Here is a 15,136-nt window from a genome sequence, read left to right on the forward strand (position 1 = left end):
ATAACGGCGTAGTCGGTTGCGGCCGGGCCGAGACCAGCCTGCGTCGCGCTCCTGCGCTGTAACTGTTGCTTTCATTCCACCTGTATAGCCCGGCTTGTTCATTGAGTCACTGCTGACAATTCGAAGCTGTGGCTTGATGTCGCCCGGTAATTGGAGTGGACTTCGGCGGCGATGATGTTCATTCCGGATACGAAGGATGAACCGGGGACGGTGACGGTGACGGGGTTGGTGACTGCTGCCGAAGCAGATACGGCGGTGTTGGCGTACGTCCCAGCTGTCACCGGTCCGGGGTCGAGGTTCCTGCGCAGCACCTCAACGCCGTTGACGTAGACGATGATGCCGTCATCGGCGCGCGTGGTCAGGGCAACCGACCCCAGCGTCGAGACGTCGGTGATCGTGAACGACTTGCGGTGGTAGGACGTGAGTGGCTTTGGGTCGGCCGCGGTCAGCGTCGTTCCCAGCTGGGACTGTCCCCAGCCCAGCGGTGCTGCCCCGGTCGGCCAGCCCGACGAGTCGAACCCGGTCGTGTTCCAGGTGCTGGGCGGTGCTGTGGCGTTGAAGTGATACGACCACGTCGATGCGGTTGCGACCAGCGTGCTGCCTACGGCGGGCGGTGGGGGCTCTGCGGTCCCCGACCCGGCGGTCACGGCGGCAGTGCTCGCGGACCGGTTGCCACTCAAGTCCGTAGCGCGCACGAAATACTTCGTGGTGGACAGGGCGGACGGCAGGGTCACCGATCGGTTCATTGTGGCCGCGACGACGCGGTCGTTCCGCAGGACCTCGTAGGTGACACTCCCCCGGTTGTCCGAAGAACCGGCCCAGTTCAGGGTCACCCCGGTGCTCCCCGCGGATGCGGTGAGCGAGAACGGCGCCGTGGGCGCCGTGGTGTCGTTGCGGGCGAAGCGCACGAACCCTCCGGCCCACTGCCTGACCCAACCCGACCTGACGGAAGCGGTGAAGTCGCCGCCGGCCCAGGTGACACCGGTCGAGTCGTTGAACAGCGCCCAGGCGCCGGCGCCGTTCCGCTGGCTCAGAGTGGGGCTGAATTGGGCCGTGTATGCGCCGGTGGTGCTGTCCCACCCGCCCAGCGAGTTGATCTTCGCAGCCTGCGTCCACGCCGTCCCGACGTTCGACCAAGTCCGCGCACCCACGTAGACCGTGTGGAAGCAGTGGCATCCTCCATACACGGTGGTGCCGTCGGAGGAGATCGCCTGGAAGTCGCCGCCGGACTTGGTGATGTTGGTGCTCAGTTCGGCCATGTTCGCGCGATCGTAGCTGAAGAGCATGTGCTGGGCTCCGCCGATCCACACCCGGTTGCCCACCTCCTTGACAGCCTGTTGGTAGTTGGCCGTGGCGTTTGCGAAGTTGATCGTCCACGGAACCACCGATGCGGTGTCTGTGGTGATCGCGGCTCCCTTGGCGGCGCTGGTCCCGCGAGAAGAGGTGAAGTATCCGGCGTAGTAAACCCGGTCGCCCCGGCTGGATGCGTCCAGCGACACGACGGTTCCGTTGAACTCTGGATTCCAGCTGGCGGGGGCTCCGGTCGATACGGACACCCGACCTGCCGACCTGGCGTACAGCTGCGTGGACCCGCTCGCCAGGTGCGTGAACTCGCCGCCGAGGTAGAGCCAGCTGCCTTGGACGTCCAGGCTCCGGACCGCGGGGACGCCGCCGGAGAGGGTGTTGACAACGCGGGTCGTGAAGCTCGTGTTGGTGGCACCTGTAGCGGGATTGAGCACGACGAAACCCGGGGAGGATCTGCCGTTGACTGTGGCGAAATAGCCCCCGGCGGCGACTCTTCCGTCGGGGAGCACCGCGAGTGACTTCACCTGGTTGTCGAACGTGGGCCGGAAGGTGGAGATCCACTCTCCGGTTTGAGCATTGAAGGCAGCCAGGTAGGCCTGGGCGACTTGACCGGTCCCGCTGGAGGTACGCTGCACTCTGGTGAAGTTTCCGCCGACGTAGACCAGGCCATTGCCCTCGGCGAATGCCGAGACCTCGTTGCTTCCCTCTTTCGTGGAGGGGCCGGCGCCGAGGCCGGCGACGCCCCAGACGGTCGGAAGGGCGAAGCTCTCGGCAACGGGGGCGATCTCCCGTTTCGGTGTGCCCGAATCAGAGATGGCGGCGAAGATGTCGGAACTTCGGAACTGGGGGCGAAGGAACACCTGGGTGAAGGGCCGCGCATATCCCGCGGTTGAGCTGGGTGCCCACAGGTAGCTGGATGAAGCCGTCGAACCACCTGTTGATGAGCCGAAGCCGAAACCGTTCAACCAGTTTCCATGAGAGGCGTCCGCAAAGGTTTCGATCCGGTTGAGGCCGGTTCCGGAGCCGAACGAGCTGGTGTGTCCACCGGTGCCGCTGATGGATCCGATGGTCCAGGAGGCCACGCGCTGCTCGTTGTTGAAGGCCCACGCCCATTCGTTGCGGGGCGATGAGAAGCTGAAGGTCGAGTCCTGCCACGACGTTCCTGACGTGTTCGTCGCACGTCGCAGCATGATGTTCTTGCCCAGTGAGCTGATGGACCGGCCATTCGCGAGGCCTGTGATGACCTTCGTCGATAGCTGGCGGGGGGAGAACGCAGCGGTGCCGCTCACCGTGCCGGAAACATCCGCAGGCGTCCCGCGGCCCTCCGTGGAATCAGACCAGTCTTCGCGACCACGTCCGATTAGAACCCAGCCGCCTCCCGCGGTCATCTGGTCGCAGTAGAACTGTTCAGGGGCACCGAGCTCCGGAGTGACGAGCCAGTACTTGCCGCTCGGCGTGGCGGGGTTCTGCTGTTTGACTTCCCAGCACGATGCTGCAGCGGTGACTGCAGACATGCCGTCCGGCGCGGGGATGGGCGTCTCGGCGGCGGAAGCCGCTGGTGCCAAGCCGCCGATAGAGAGCACGACGGCCGACAGGGCCGCGCACAGGCTTATGAGCGAAAGACGAAACCTGTTCCGTTTGGATGCCACGGGATACTCCTCTAGGGCTGCGGGGCCATTCACTCAGCAGGTTGGATTGTCCGGGAACGTTCGGGCGACGACTTTCCAGGCGCCGGCGATGTATTGCAGCGTGTAGATGTTCAGGGCGCGCTGGATGACGCTGCCGGAATCACCGACGGGTTTGCCGCTGTGGTCCAGCGTCATGACCTTGCTGGAGTCGACGCAGGCCTGCGCAACCACCGTTGCGGGGTCGGTCGACGAATCTGAGCTGACAATTGTCAGCGCTTCTATGGTTGCCACCCCCTGACGCGTCCAGCCGTTGGCTTCCAGTTCCTGCGTGTCGTTCTCGACCTCCAAGAGGATGGCTCCGGATGCCGCGTCGCCCAGCCCCACGTTCGAGTCGGGAGCGGCCGGATCTACCGCAATCGAGGAGTCGAGGAACTTCTTGGCTGCGGCGTTGGCCTGTGCAGGTGAGAGGGGGGTGGGCGCGTCGGGCTTGTTGCTCTGACCCGGGGCTTCGGGCACGGTGGGACCCGAGTCCGGGGCGGCCGGCACCACGGGCGCGCTTCGTGCGCGCGTAGTGCCCGCCGCGACGGATTCGCTCGATGTTCGCGGTTGGGCTCCTTCGCTGTCTTTTTCAGGGGATGCGAGCGCGGCGAAATAGGTGGTCGCACTGAGCGCAACGGCGGCCACTACGGCGAATCCGAGCATCCGCTCGCTCAGGAAGCGCCGTCGCGTGCGTGCCGCAGTGCGTTCATCCGGCTGCTTTATCATTCCCGCAGGCCTCCGCCTTCGATGTGTCTTGTCGGTGGCGCCGAGGTTCGGCGCCCGTCATCGGGTGACGTCACTGCTTCACAGTTCATCTCCGGAATCGGGTTCACAGGTGCGGAGGTCAGCGTGCAAAGACTTGATACTTCGTCACTTTTACGGGTCAGGATACCCCGATGCCCACAATCGTTGGGCCCCGTGCGGGTGATTCTTTCGATCACGTCACGCGCGCCGGGTCAATCGAGCCAGATCATCGAGGCGCAGTCGCTTGCGATCAAGCGCGCACCAGACGGTGAAGCACACGGCGCCGATCACCACGGTGAGTATCAGGGCTGGCATCGTGTCGCCCAGCGTCAGGCGCAGTGCCACGGCGGGAGTCCCGAAGGCGACGATGGGAACGACGAGAGCATAGGCGATAGTCGGCGCCCAGATCCGGATACCGAGGAAGCGGCGTACCTCGACGGCTGCCAGCAAAGCGTCTGCCAACATGCTCAGCGCCCACGAGATCGCGGCGCCATTGATGCCGATAAGCGGCACGAGTATCAGGTTGCCCACGACGTTGACGACGAGGACGACCACTTTGTTGAAGAGCGCCCAGCCGCTGCGGCCGCTCATGAGAAGCACCGAGTGGATGTTGCCCGCGGTGAACGTCAACACGGCACCGATGCTCAGGATGACTAGCGCGCCGGAACCCTCCTCGAACCCCGGCCCCAGCCAACGGAGCACAACCGGTGCGAACATGGCGAGGACCAAGTAGACCGGCGTGCTGAACAGCACGAGCCAGATGGCGGCGGTTCGATACAGATCTTCGACTTCGGTGATCTTCTTGGCGAACAAAAGCGCGCTGAATCTTGTCGACACCACCATCCGAAGCGCCGTGTCGACAATGAGTCCCGCCGCGATGAAGCGGCTGGCACCGCCATAGATGCCTGCGGACGCCGACCCGGCCAGGAACCCGACAATGATGATGCCCAGCCAGATGATCGACTGTTCAAGTCCTGCGGACAGTGCCCGGGGCAGTGCGTAGGTCAGGATGCTCGTGCGGAGGACCGGGTCCACGCGCCACGCGCCGCGCACGTCCAGGACGCTTTCGTGACGGCGCACTTGAATGCGCAGCACGACAAGAGCCGCGACGAGCGCGATGACCACCGGCGCTGCCCAGGCCACGGTCACCGCAACCAGGGATCCGCCAGCGATCGCCACGAGCCAGACGGTGAGGGGGCGCACCGTGGGCAAAGCGATGTTTCCTACGCTGACGTAGGGAAGGATGCCTCCCAGCCCCCTGGTCGCGGCTAGGGCCAGAAGCAACAACGCTCCTGCGGGCAGGAACCAACCTGCCGCGGCGACAGCCCGAGCGACATCGGTGGCGTGGCGGTCTCCCGACAAGGCAAACGCAGGGGCGAGGACGATCGTGGCGGTCGCGAAAATGGTGCCGGACACGGCGGTGACCAGAAACATCAGGGCAAGGCTGCCACGAATCCGCGACGGATCGGAGGCGCTGAGGCGGGGCATGATCCACACGGCAACAGAATCCATGCCCGCACGGGCCAGACTCAGCACGATCGTGAAGACCGCCATGGCCTGCAGGACAACCCCCGACCCGGCATCCCCCAGCACGCGAGCCAGGACCACGATCAGGAAGAAGCCCATGATGGCGCTCGTTGCTGCGCCCAAAAAGCCGGCAGCGCCTTCCCTCGCCAACTTCCGCGAGCTGTTCTCGGCTACCACTGTCTTCGCACCGCTCACGAGCGTGTGGCCTGCGCCTGCCTGCGCACAATCTGTCTTGCTAGCCGGAAGAGGAATACCGGATTGCCGATAAGGTAACGGGATGCGAGCCGTCCCGGTTCGAGCATCAGGCGCCACAGCCATTCGAAGCCTGATGAGAGCATCCAGCGCGGGGCACGCCGGTTGTCGCCGCTTGTCCAGTCGAAGAGACCGCCGCACGTCAGGATCACGGGAACATTCAGCTGGTGCCGATGCGCGTCGATCCAGTGTTGCTGTAGCGGGTCACCCAAGCCGACGAAGAGGATATCCGGCGAGAACGCCCTGATCTGGTCGATGACGTGCCGCATCTGGTCTGGGGCCGTGTACCCGTCGTGGCCATCGATGAGAAGCCCGGGAGCTGATGCGCGGAGGCGGGCAGCGGCGCGCGCCGCCACGCCCGGCGCGCTCCCGTAGAGGAATATTCTCTTGCCCCGCTGCGCCGAGACCGCCGCGAGCGGGTTGACCAGGTCGGTGGTGGCAATGCGCTCCGGAAGCCCAACACCCAGAAGCCTGGCCGCCCACACGATTGATTGGCCGTCCGGGTAGAGCAGGTCAGCCCGCATCAGCACGGTCCTGAAGGTCCTGTCCTCGGCCGCAAGGTTGCATACGGCAGCGTTGACGCCGACCGCGACCCGGGAGCCGGGGAGGGAAGTCCACTCCATGATCGTCTCGACGACCTGGTCGCTGGTCAGTCGATGCACCGGCACATCGAGTACCCGCACGTGGTCGAACTGGACGGTGGTCATGGCAACGACCGCGCATACAGCGTTTTCAAGTTGAAGCGGGAGGCAGCTGACCTCGCCGCAGCGGGCCTCGGTGCCCCCGGGGGGCCAACCCTCGTGCACGAGATCCGGTTGGGCGGTACGGCGATCGTGCCCAAGAAGTCGATGCCGAGCCGCGAAGCTTCGTCAAGGATCTGCTCGGCGTCGTTGGCACGGGTTCGGTGCTTGACCGCGACGAGGATGAGAGCGTCGGAGAGCCGCAGAGCGGCGAGGGCACTGGAGGGAGATGCGGCTTTTCCGATCACGACGAAGCGGAGTTCGCCGGCATGGAGTGGTCCGACGGCCCGTCCAAGGCGTGAGGGGAAAGAAACCGTGAGGTCCGGGACACGTTTGGACCTGCAGACCTCGCCGGAATCATCGGGGAGGGGATCAGTCAGCTCAAGGCTCGCGCCCAGCACGCGCTTGAGGTAAGGCGATGCGTTGGGCAGGATGAGCGTGGTGGCCACCCCTCCAGAGGCCGTGACGAGGGCAAGGTTCACCGGAATATCGGCGCACAGGTCGGCGGGCGTGTCATCGACGATGGCAATGACCTGGGCGTCCTCCTGAAGGTCTGCGAAGATGCGCTCGCGCGCCGCGCGAAGCAACTCGAGGGTGGCCTCGTCGTGCGGGATCGACGCCTCAACGGAGTGGATGTCGGCAAGGACAGGGGCCTCCGTGACCCTGCGGACCTCGTTGGCGTTTCGCAACCGGTGGTCGAAACGATTGGCCACGAATGCCACTACGACGCCGAGTATGCCGCCGGCGAGGAGACCGATGAGCAGCAATTGAAGCAGGGTCGGCTGGACAACGACGTCGTTGCGAGCGGCTTCGGTAATTACATCGCCGCCCTTGGTATCGACCTGCTCCAGAGCCCCCTTCTGAGCCAGAAGGGCGTTGAGCTCGATGGTGACCAGGTCGCGGTCGCTGGCCGCTTGGTTGGCGGCCAGGGTGCCGGCAGCGGCTTCACTGATGCGTGCGTTCGCATCGGCGAGTTGGGCGCCCAGGACGGTTCGGCGCTTCTCCACACCCTCCAGGATGGAGTCCAGCTTCGCTTGTGCCCGGGAGGTCCGATAGGCCAGGTAGGACGCGGCAACGGCATCCGCTCCCGCTCGTGCGTCCTCGCTCCTCGGCGCGGCGTAGACGATATGCACGATCGACGCGCCGGTTTCGGAGTCCACTGTCAGACGGCGACGTACCTCATCCGGCACTGTGCCGGCCCCCAACTCCTTCGCAGCAACCTGTGCCACGGCGTAAGAGGTCGCGATCTGGGTCTCGGTCGTGCCGTCAAGGAGACTGGATGCCTGCTTGGAGGTGTCGAACGGGTCCGTTGAGATGACGCTGAGGTTGATCACGGCCGTCGCCTTCACAGGCGACGGGGACACTGTGTAGAACCCGAGGGCGGCCAGGCCGCCGAGCACGGTTGCGGCGAGGACTACCAGCCATTGGCGTCGAAGGACGAAGCCGTAGTAGTCCAACCCCAGGGTAGCGGCATCCGACTTTTGCGACATACTGTGCACACCCAACTTCGGCCGATACGCAAGCCGATTGGCTCGGTTGCACGCATAGTAATGTGATCTCCGAAAAAAGTGATGGGTATTCATTTTTGGTCCCATCCCCCAAAAAGAGGGTGGATCGATGCGCTCATGGTTGGCAGCTGCGGGCGATCGCGGCCGGGCGCCCAGTTGGGACTCTGCTGTCGCGCATCCAGAGAAGCGGATGAGCGCGCCTCGCGAGTTGCCGAGGTGGCCGCTCACGGTGATGTTCGTCCTGTTCCCGCTCTGGTGGGTGCTCGGGCCGGGCGAGGCAGTGTGGATTCCTCTCGCTGGGGTCATGCTCCTGCTGCTCAACAGGCATGGGCGGATCCGGATACCCCGGGGTTTCGGTATCTGGCTGCTCTTTCTGCTGTGGATGGTCTGCTCCGTCATCGGCATTGACACCGAAGGCCGCATGATCGGGTTCATCTACCGCGCGCTGCTCTACCTCACCGTGACCGTGGCATTCCTATACGTGTACAACGCCCGTGTTACGCTCACACCGCGATACGTGCTGGGCGTCCTGACGATCTTTTGGCTCGTCGTCGTGGCGGGCGGTTACCTCGGGGTGCTCTGGCCACTGTTCTCCATCAACACGCCGCTCTTGGCCGTGCTGCCGCAGTGGCTCACTGCGAACGACCTTATTCAAGAGATGGTCGTGCGCCGCGCGACCCAGTACAACCCGAACTCGTGGTTACAGCTCGATCCTCGCCCCAGCGCCCCGTTCCTCTATACCAACGGCTGGGGAAACGCGTACTCGGTGCTCACCCCGATGGTGATTGCGTACCTGGCCCTGGTTCGGCGGGAGCGCCGATTCTGGTGGCTACTGCCGGTGGTTCCGCTTTCCTTCGTGCCCGCCTTCCTCACTCTGAACCGCGGCATGTTCATTGGGCTGGGTGTGGCGCTCGCGTACATACTCATCCGTTCGGTCCTGCAGGGAAACGTCCGCGCGATTCTCACGGTTGTCGGGATCGCGGTGCTCGCGGCGGTTGCCCTGGTGACTCTTCCGATCGCGGAAAGACTCACCGAGCGGGTTGAAAGCAGCTCGTCGACCGAGGACCGCGCGAGCCTGTACATCGAGGCGTTCGAGAGGACACTGGAGCAGCCTGTCTTCGGCTACGGGTCGCCTCGGCCCTCCGAAACACCCGGTGCGCCATCCGTCGGCACTCAGGGCCAGTTCTGGATGGTGATGTTCTCCCATGGCTTCCCGGGAGCCGCGCTTTTCATGGGATGGCTGGCGTGGGCATACTTCCGGTCAGTCAGGGAGCGGGATCCCGCCGGCCTGGCGTGCAACACCGTGCTGCTCCTCACCCTTGTGGAATCGCTGTATTACGGCATTATGACCGCAGGACTCATGGTGGCGATGCTGGCGGCAGCGGTGGCCTTGCGTCCTGAAGAAGATGCCGAGCCGACCGGACGGCTACCTGGGGCTCTGTCACAGGAGAAGTAGGTTGGGCGCTTTGGTTGCGAACCATAGGGATGGAACCCGATGTCGATGGCGGAAAGTGCGGAAACTCCGAGTGTGAGCGTCATCATTGCGACGCGGGGAAGGCCGGAACTTCTGCGGTCGGCCGTGCGCTCAATCCTCGACCAGGATTACCCCGGTCAGATTGACCTGACGGTCGTCTTCGACCAGACGGCAGTCGACCCGATGGACGACATCGACGTCCCCGCCGCCCGTCGGCAGGTTCGGACCGTCCCTAACTCGCGAACCCCAGGACTCGCCGGAGGGCGGAATACCGGGATCCAGGCGGCAACGGGCGATCTCATCGCCTTCTGCGACGATGACGATGAATGGCTTCCGGCGAAGCTTCGCACGCAGATCGAAACCTGGAAGGGCGACCCCGCTGCGGTCCTCGTCGCGACCGGCATCCGGATCGCTACTTTCGGTCGGATGCTGGACCGGCTACCGCCACGACGCACGGAGTTCGCGGATCTCCTTCGTTCTCGCACGACGGAGATCCACCCATCCTCGTTCCTGATGCGCCGGTCTGACGTCTTGGGGCGGATCGGGTTGGTCGATGAAGAGCTGCCGGCGTCCTACGGCGAAGACTATGATTTCCTCCTTCGTGCCGCCCGGGTCGGGCACATCCTCGGGGTGTCAGAGCCGCTGGTCATCGTGCACTGGAATCGGACATCGTTCTTCGATGGCAAGTGGCGGGGCATCGCAGACGGGCTCACGTATCTTTTGCAGAAGCATCCGGAGTTCTCCGGGAGCGCTGTCGGATCCGCTCGGATCGAGGGCCAGATCGCGTTCGCGCTGGCGGCTCTCGGCATGCGTGCCGAGGCCTTTCGATGGGCACGAAGCACGATCCGGCACGACCGCTCCCAGTTGCGTGCGTACGCCGCTGTGGCGATTGCCGCGCGGCTGGTGCCCGCGAGCGTGCTCGTCAGCGCCGTGAACCGGCGTGGTCGCGGACTGTGAACGGCGAGTGAGCGAACGATGCCACGTTTGAGCGTCATCCTTCCGGTACGGAATGGCGAGCGCACGATAGCGCGGGCGGTGACGTCGACGTGCCGGGCGTTGCCCGCAGATGCTGAACTTGTCATCTTCGATGACGGAAGTACGGACTCCACGCCGACGCTGCTGCGCTCATTCGAATCCGCGTCCGTCCGCGTGATCACCTCGCCCGTCTCTGTGGGCGTTGCCACGGCACTCAATATGCTTATCGATCGGACGGACAGTGAATTCATCGCCCGAATGGATGCCGATGACGTCACCCTGACCGGACGGTTCGGCTACCAGCGCCGCGCGATCAGCCCGGGTGCGGCGGTGAACTTCACGACCGTTCTCGAATGGCGTCCTGACAGCAGACGAGTGAGCCCGGCAGCTCCCCTGCCCATAAGTGCGCGTGCCTTCCCATACCACTTGCTCATGACGAATCCGGTGTCGCATCCGACCCTCTTCGCAAAACGGGCTGCTCTCGTTCGAGTGGGCGGTTACCGGCAGGTACCTGCCGAGGACTATGACCTATGGCTTCGTCTCGCCAGCGAAGGAATCGGTATTCGGCGACTTGCGATTCCCACCCTGCTTTACCGGATGCATCCGCAGCAGGTGACGTCGTCCCTGGAGTGGAGGCACGCGTCTTGGACCGACCGCACCGTCGCGGCGGCGTTCGGCCGATTAAGCGACATGTTGCTGGGCCGCCCGTTCAGCCGACTCGTGAGCCTCGGTTTTGACGCCACTGTCGGACCGCAGGAAGTTGAGCGGACACTGGCCGACTTCGCGGCCCGCCTTGAGTCTGCGATCGCCGACCTGCCGCCGTGGGACCGGCGCATCCTGATGCGTCGGCTCGCCGGGCGGTGCGAGGCGGTGCGGGCGATGGGAAGAACCGACGAATCGGGTGCTACCGTGCCGCAGCCCTAACGGACGTTGTCCGGTGAGGGCTGAGGCACGATACTCAGCCTGCTGTGGTCAGCGCTGGTAGACCCGCACGTAGTCGACCTCGAAAGCCGCAGGGAACACGGTCTCTGCGGTCGGTGATCCGGGCCAATTTCCACCGACGGCCAGGTTGAGCCGGATGTAGAACTCGTTGACGAAGGCTTGGTCGATCCACGAGGTTGTGGACAGGCTTCGCTCATACGTCTTCACGCCGTCCACGAACCACGTGATGGATCCGGGCGCCCACTCGACGGCGTAGTTGTGGAACCCGTCGGCGGTGGTGCCGACCGGAAGGTCGTAGCCGGTGCCCTGCTTGGAATGCGTTCCCACATAGTCGTAGTGGACGGTCTGGACGACATGGTTGGCGCTGAAGGCATCACCCTTGCCTGTGCCGATGGCCTCGAGGATGTCGAGTTCGCCGATGCCGCCGGTTGTCGGGCGCAGCCAGAATGCCGGCCATAGTCCCTTGGAGGTGCCCTGGGCGAGTGGCGTCTTGGCGCTGATCTCGAATCTTCCGTATTCGAAGTCCACCTTGTTCTTGGTGGTCAGCATGCCGGAGGTATAAGAACGACCGTTGGGGAACCGCGTGTCGTTGTCCTTGCACGTGATGGGAGTGGCTTCCTTGCGGGCGGTGACCGTCAGCAGGCCGCCGGAAACCTTCACGTTCTCCGGTCGGTCCATCAGACAAGCGAGTTCGTTGTTTCCGTCGCCATAGGTCGAGTTGTTGTCGACATTCCAGGCATCACGATTGATCGCAGTGCCGTTAAACTCGTCTGCCCAGGCCAGGCTCCAGCCGGCAGGCGCAGCCACCGGCGTCGGGGCTGGAGCAGGAGCCGGAGCAGAAGCCGGAGCAGGGGTAGGCGGAGTAGCGGTGGTATCGACCAGAGTCACGTCGTCGACGACGACGGCGCCTCCGGGGGCCAGTCGGGAGCCGACGACATTCACGTCCAGCGAGGTGGATGTCCGCGTAGCCGTGTAAGAGGTGGTGATCTGTTTCCACGCGGTGTCTGAGCGCCACTGGTACGACTGCTCGCTGTTGACGACCGTCAACGAGGAGTCCTCTTCGAGTAGCCGCAGGATGACTGCCTGGCCGGCATTTTCTGCCCGGACCCAAGCCGTGGCCTGGTAGGTGTGACCCGCGATCAGGCTGGATGCCGAGTTCACCCTATCGTTGAGCGTCACCGTTGCGGCGGCACTGGACGCGTTTGAGACCCGAATACCGACAGATCCGTTTCGGCCGGACGCCGTCGATGCAAGGCGGGTGTTCCTTCCACCTTCCCAGCCGGTGGTAGCTGACGAAAAATCACCGTTCACGACAGAAGTCGTTGCCGCTTGGGCGACGGTTCCGGTGAGGCTTACTCCTCCGACGGCGACCATCACTGCCGTCGCTACAGCGAACAGAACTTTCCGCTTACCAAATGCGTGGCGCGCGCTCAATTTTTTTAAACGTGCTGGTCTAACTATTGACATGGGTCTCCCAGACGCGGACAGGCATGATGTCACGCGACAGTGTGTACTCAGCGCCGATTGGCGTGTTTTTTCTGGCCTGCGTGAACCTTGCACCCGTCACCGGGTACCTTCTGCGCTCGTGAGAGAATTTCACCTCCAACCCGTGAGTCCTAATTCTGGTGACCATTGCCGGGGGATTCACAGGTTTGCACTGCACGCACACACGGCTTCCGCGTCTGTGAGGCAACGCGAGAGCCGTGCGAATATTTTTCTTGTTGACCGTTTCCAGGTCGTCCCCACGAGCCATTGAAATTCTGCACTAGCCCGATCCGCCGGTTCCCGTTTGCAGACTCGGTTCCATGAGTTTTTCCAGCGCCCGCCGAAGTAGGGTGCTCGACGTTGCCATCGTGTAGGGGAAGTAGACGACATCCACACCCACCTTGGCGAACTCAATTTCAAGGAGGTGAGCACGCTCGGTCCCCTTCCAATCATCGCCCTTGAAGTAGACGTTGAACCGTGTCGTACGCCACGCGTCCAGCTTGTCCATCACGTCTTCCTCCACGACCTCGTCGACGAAAGAGATGTTGCGGACGATCTCGATCCGCTCGGCGTAGGGAATGATCGGGGTCTTGCCTTTAGTGATCTCCAGAATCTCGTCCGTGACGACGCCCGCGATCAGATGATCGCACTGGCTCCTGGCGTGCTTGAGGATATTCAGGTGCCCGATGTGGAATAGGTCATAAGCGCCACCGGCGTAGCCGATTCGTTGTGTACTCACGTGCTGTTCTCCGTTCCTGGTTCTTCGGGGCTAGTACGCACCCTGTGGTTGGATAACTGTCTTGAAAGTTCGCCAGAGAATCATCAGGTCGCCCGCAAGAGACCAGTTCTCCACGTAGTAGAGGTCGAGTCGTACGCTGTCTTCCCAGCTGAGATTCGAGCGGCCGTTGATCTGCCACATTCCGGTCACGCCTGGCTTGATGTAGAGCCGGCGATGCACGTGCGTTTCGTAACCTTCGACCTCGGCGGGCAGCGGCGGGCGAGGTCCGACTAGGCTCATTTCTCCCACCAGCACATTCCACAGCTGGGGGAGTTCATCGATGGAATACTTGCGGATGAATCGTCCGAAACGGGTGATCCGAGGGTCGTTTCGAATCTTGAACAGCACCCCGGATGCCTCGTTCTTGTCGAGGAGGCTGGCCAGGTCGTCCTCTGCGGTCCGCACCATGGAGCGGAACTTCAGCATGTAGAAGGTGTCGCCGTTCCGGCCACAGCGCACCTGGCGGAACAGGACCGGTCCAGGGCTGTCGATCCTGATGATGATGGCGACGACGATCAGGAGCGGGAGCAGAAGTAGGATGCCGAGGGCCGCAGCGACAACGTCAAGGGTCCGCTTCAGCGCATATTTGGCACCGGAAAAATTTGGGATTTCGACATGGATAAGTGGCAGACCTTCCACCGGCCGGAAGTGGATGCGGGGGCCGGCGACGTCGGTGAGTCGACTGGAGAGCACTAGATCGGCGTTCGTCTTCTCCAGGTCCCAGGCCAGGGCGCGGATGAAGGTGCTGTCCAAACTCGGATGTCCGGCCACGATCACGGCGTCGACGCCGAGCAACTTCGCGGCCGCGGCCACATGCGCGAAGTCCGCCACGACAGGAACGAGCCGACCGCCGGACCTGATGGAGATACCGTTCGCTTCCAACGCTGCGCCGACGATGTGATAGCCGGCCTCGAACTTCTGATCGATCTGCCGGATGACGTATTCCACGTCGTCGGCACCGCCGACGACCAGTGCCTTGGCGAGGGAATGTCCGAAACGGCGCTGTCGGATGAGCCATTTGCGCCACAACCAACGTTCAAGGAGCAGTGCGGTGACTCCTAGCGGCAGGGCAAGCACGAAATACGGCCGTGCAGTGTCCACCTGGAGCAGCAGGAAAGCGATGGCCAGCATGCCGAACGCCAGTGTGCTGGCGTTGATGACGAGCTTGTATTCCGGGGCTCCGATGGAGATGACCCTGGCGTCGCGGGTGCGGAACATCGAAAGTGTAAGGGCCCAGGTGGCGGCGACGATCGCGCTGACCGCCCAGGAGTCGGCGGGAACCGCGGCCAGGCCAGGGATCGCGTTGTCCCCGGCTAGCGGGGCTAACACCGCAGCCGCGGTGACCACGAGGATTACCGTGAGATCGGTGAGACGAAGCTTCGCACGGTACTGCTTGGCCCAAACCGCTCCGGACAAACCGCTGCCGGGCTCCGTCGCCGCCTTCGGGCGAGCGAACCGGTCACGGGCTACCGGAGAGGTGACCTGCTGGAAATAGGCCCGGTATCCGGTCGCGGCGGCTCCGACCCCGGCAGAGCCCGATTTAAGGGTGCTCATCGGCTACGGGGGTTTCGCGCTGATCGGCGGGCAGGTTTAGCGCCGGTAGGGGTTCCCTCCCACAGGAGGGGAGACTTAATGGCGCGACAAATGATTCGACAAATAAGGGTGTTCACGTGGGTCCCCTGCATTTCGGGTTTACAGGTTTCTAGCGGGCAGTGGTGCCAAGGAGCAATGGTGCGGAC

11 protein-coding genes are annotated in these 15,136 nt (G+C 63.7%); 3 read left to right on the forward strand and 8 right to left on the reverse strand.

What is annotated here, in order from left to right:
- Positions 1–98: 98 nt before the first annotated feature.
- The 5 genes from E3O28_RS08515 to E3O28_RS08535 form a co-directional block, all read right to left on the reverse strand.
- Positions 99–2,954 (reverse strand): fibrinogen-like YCDxxxxGGGW domain-containing protein, encoded by a 2,856-nt coding sequence (locus E3O28_RS08515; protein WP_134415612.1) that lies wholly within the window; start codon positions 2,952–2,954, stop codon positions 99–101.
- 33 nt (positions 2,955–2,987) lie between these two features.
- On the reverse strand, positions 2,988–3,698 hold the full coding sequence (locus E3O28_RS08520) for a hypothetical protein (RefSeq protein WP_134415613.1): 711 nt from the start codon (positions 3,696–3,698) through the stop codon (positions 2,988–2,990).
- Positions 3,699–3,914: 216 nt separating this feature from the next.
- Positions 3,915–5,366, reverse strand: coding sequence for a polysaccharide biosynthesis C-terminal domain-containing protein (locus E3O28_RS08525; protein WP_166784774.1), 1,452 nt, complete (start codon positions 5,364–5,366; stop codon positions 3,915–3,917).
- 68 nt (positions 5,367–5,434) lie between these two features.
- The gene (locus E3O28_RS08530) at positions 5,435–6,202 is read right to left on the reverse strand and encodes a WecB/TagA/CpsF family glycosyltransferase (protein WP_134415615.1); all 768 of its coding nucleotides are present in this window, start codon (positions 6,200–6,202) and stop codon (positions 5,435–5,437) included.
- Positions 6,199–7,725, reverse strand: a complete 1,527-nt coding sequence (locus tag E3O28_RS08535) for a hypothetical protein (protein ID WP_134415616.1) — start codon at positions 7,723–7,725, stop codon at positions 6,199–6,201. The genes E3O28_RS08530 and E3O28_RS08535 overlap by 4 nt, the downstream gene beginning before the upstream one ends.
- A gap of 208 nt (positions 7,726–7,933) precedes the next feature.
- Here E3O28_RS08535 and E3O28_RS08540 point away from each other — a divergent pair, with 208 nt between their 5' ends.
- From E3O28_RS08540 to E3O28_RS08550, 3 genes are all read left to right on the forward strand, one after another.
- Entirely contained in the window at positions 7,934–9,199 is a 1,266-nt protein-coding gene (locus E3O28_RS08540) for an O-antigen ligase family protein (RefSeq protein ID WP_134415617.1), read from the forward strand.
- A gap of 72 nt (positions 9,200–9,271) precedes the next feature.
- Positions 9,272–10,174, forward strand: coding sequence for a glycosyltransferase family 2 protein (locus E3O28_RS08545; protein ID WP_241973063.1), 903 nt, complete (start codon positions 9,272–9,274; stop codon positions 10,172–10,174).
- 18 nt (positions 10,175–10,192) lie between these two features.
- Entirely contained in the window at positions 10,193–11,116 is a 924-nt protein-coding gene (locus tag E3O28_RS08550; RefSeq protein WP_134415618.1) for a glycosyltransferase, read from the forward strand.
- Positions 11,117–11,164: 48 nt separating this feature from the next.
- On the opposite strand, the gene E3O28_RS08555 is transcribed toward E3O28_RS08550, so the two are convergent.
- The 3 genes from E3O28_RS08555 to E3O28_RS08565 form a co-directional block, all read right to left on the reverse strand.
- Positions 11,165–12,601 carry a family 16 glycosylhydrolase gene (locus E3O28_RS08555; protein ID WP_347232375.1) on the reverse strand — a complete coding sequence of 479 codons (1,437 nt, stop codon included), beginning with the start codon at positions 12,599–12,601 and terminating at the stop codon, positions 11,165–11,167.
- A 298-nt stretch (positions 12,602–12,899) separates the two neighbouring features.
- Entirely contained in the window at positions 12,900–13,358 is a 459-nt protein-coding gene (locus E3O28_RS08560) for an adenylyltransferase/cytidyltransferase family protein (RefSeq protein ID WP_198411556.1), read from the reverse strand.
- Between the two features lie 30 nt (positions 13,359–13,388).
- Complete coding sequence (locus E3O28_RS08565; protein WP_134415620.1) at positions 13,389–14,951, reverse strand: sugar transferase; 1,563 nt, start codon at positions 14,949–14,951, stop codon at positions 13,389–13,391.
- Between the last annotated feature and the right edge of the window lie 185 nt (positions 14,952–15,136).

The organism is Cryobacterium sp. TMT2-14 (assembly GCF_004402465.1).
GTDB classification, from domain to species: Bacteria; Actinomycetota; Actinomycetes; order Actinomycetales; family Microbacteriaceae; genus Cryobacterium; species Cryobacterium sandaracinum.

Bases quoted from the DNA above. Each gene is read 5' to 3' on its own strand.
- E3O28_RS08520 (WP_134415613.1), bottom strand. From the start codon at position 3,698: ATGATAAAGCAGCCGGATGAACGCACTGCGGCACGCACGCGACGGCGC.
- E3O28_RS08530 (WP_134415615.1), bottom strand. From the start codon at position 6,202: ATGACCACCGTCCAGTTCGACCACGTGCGGGTACTCGATGTGCCGGTG.
- E3O28_RS08535 (WP_134415616.1), bottom strand. From the start codon at position 7,725: ATGTCGCAAAAGTCGGATGCCGCTACCCTGGGGTTGGACTACTACGGC.
- E3O28_RS08540 (WP_134415617.1), top strand. From the start codon at position 7,934: ATGAGCGCGCCTCGCGAGTTGCCGAGGTGGCCGCTCACGGTGATGTTC.
- E3O28_RS08550 (WP_134415618.1), top strand. From the start codon at position 10,193: ATGCCACGTTTGAGCGTCATCCTTCCGGTACGGAATGGCGAGCGCACG.
- E3O28_RS08555 (WP_347232375.1), bottom strand. From the start codon at position 12,601: ATGTCAATAGTTAGACCAGCACGTTTAAAAAAATTGAGCGCGCGCCAC.
- E3O28_RS08565 (WP_134415620.1), bottom strand. From the start codon at position 14,951: ATGAGCACCCTTAAATCGGGCTCTGCCGGGGTCGGAGCCGCCGCGACC.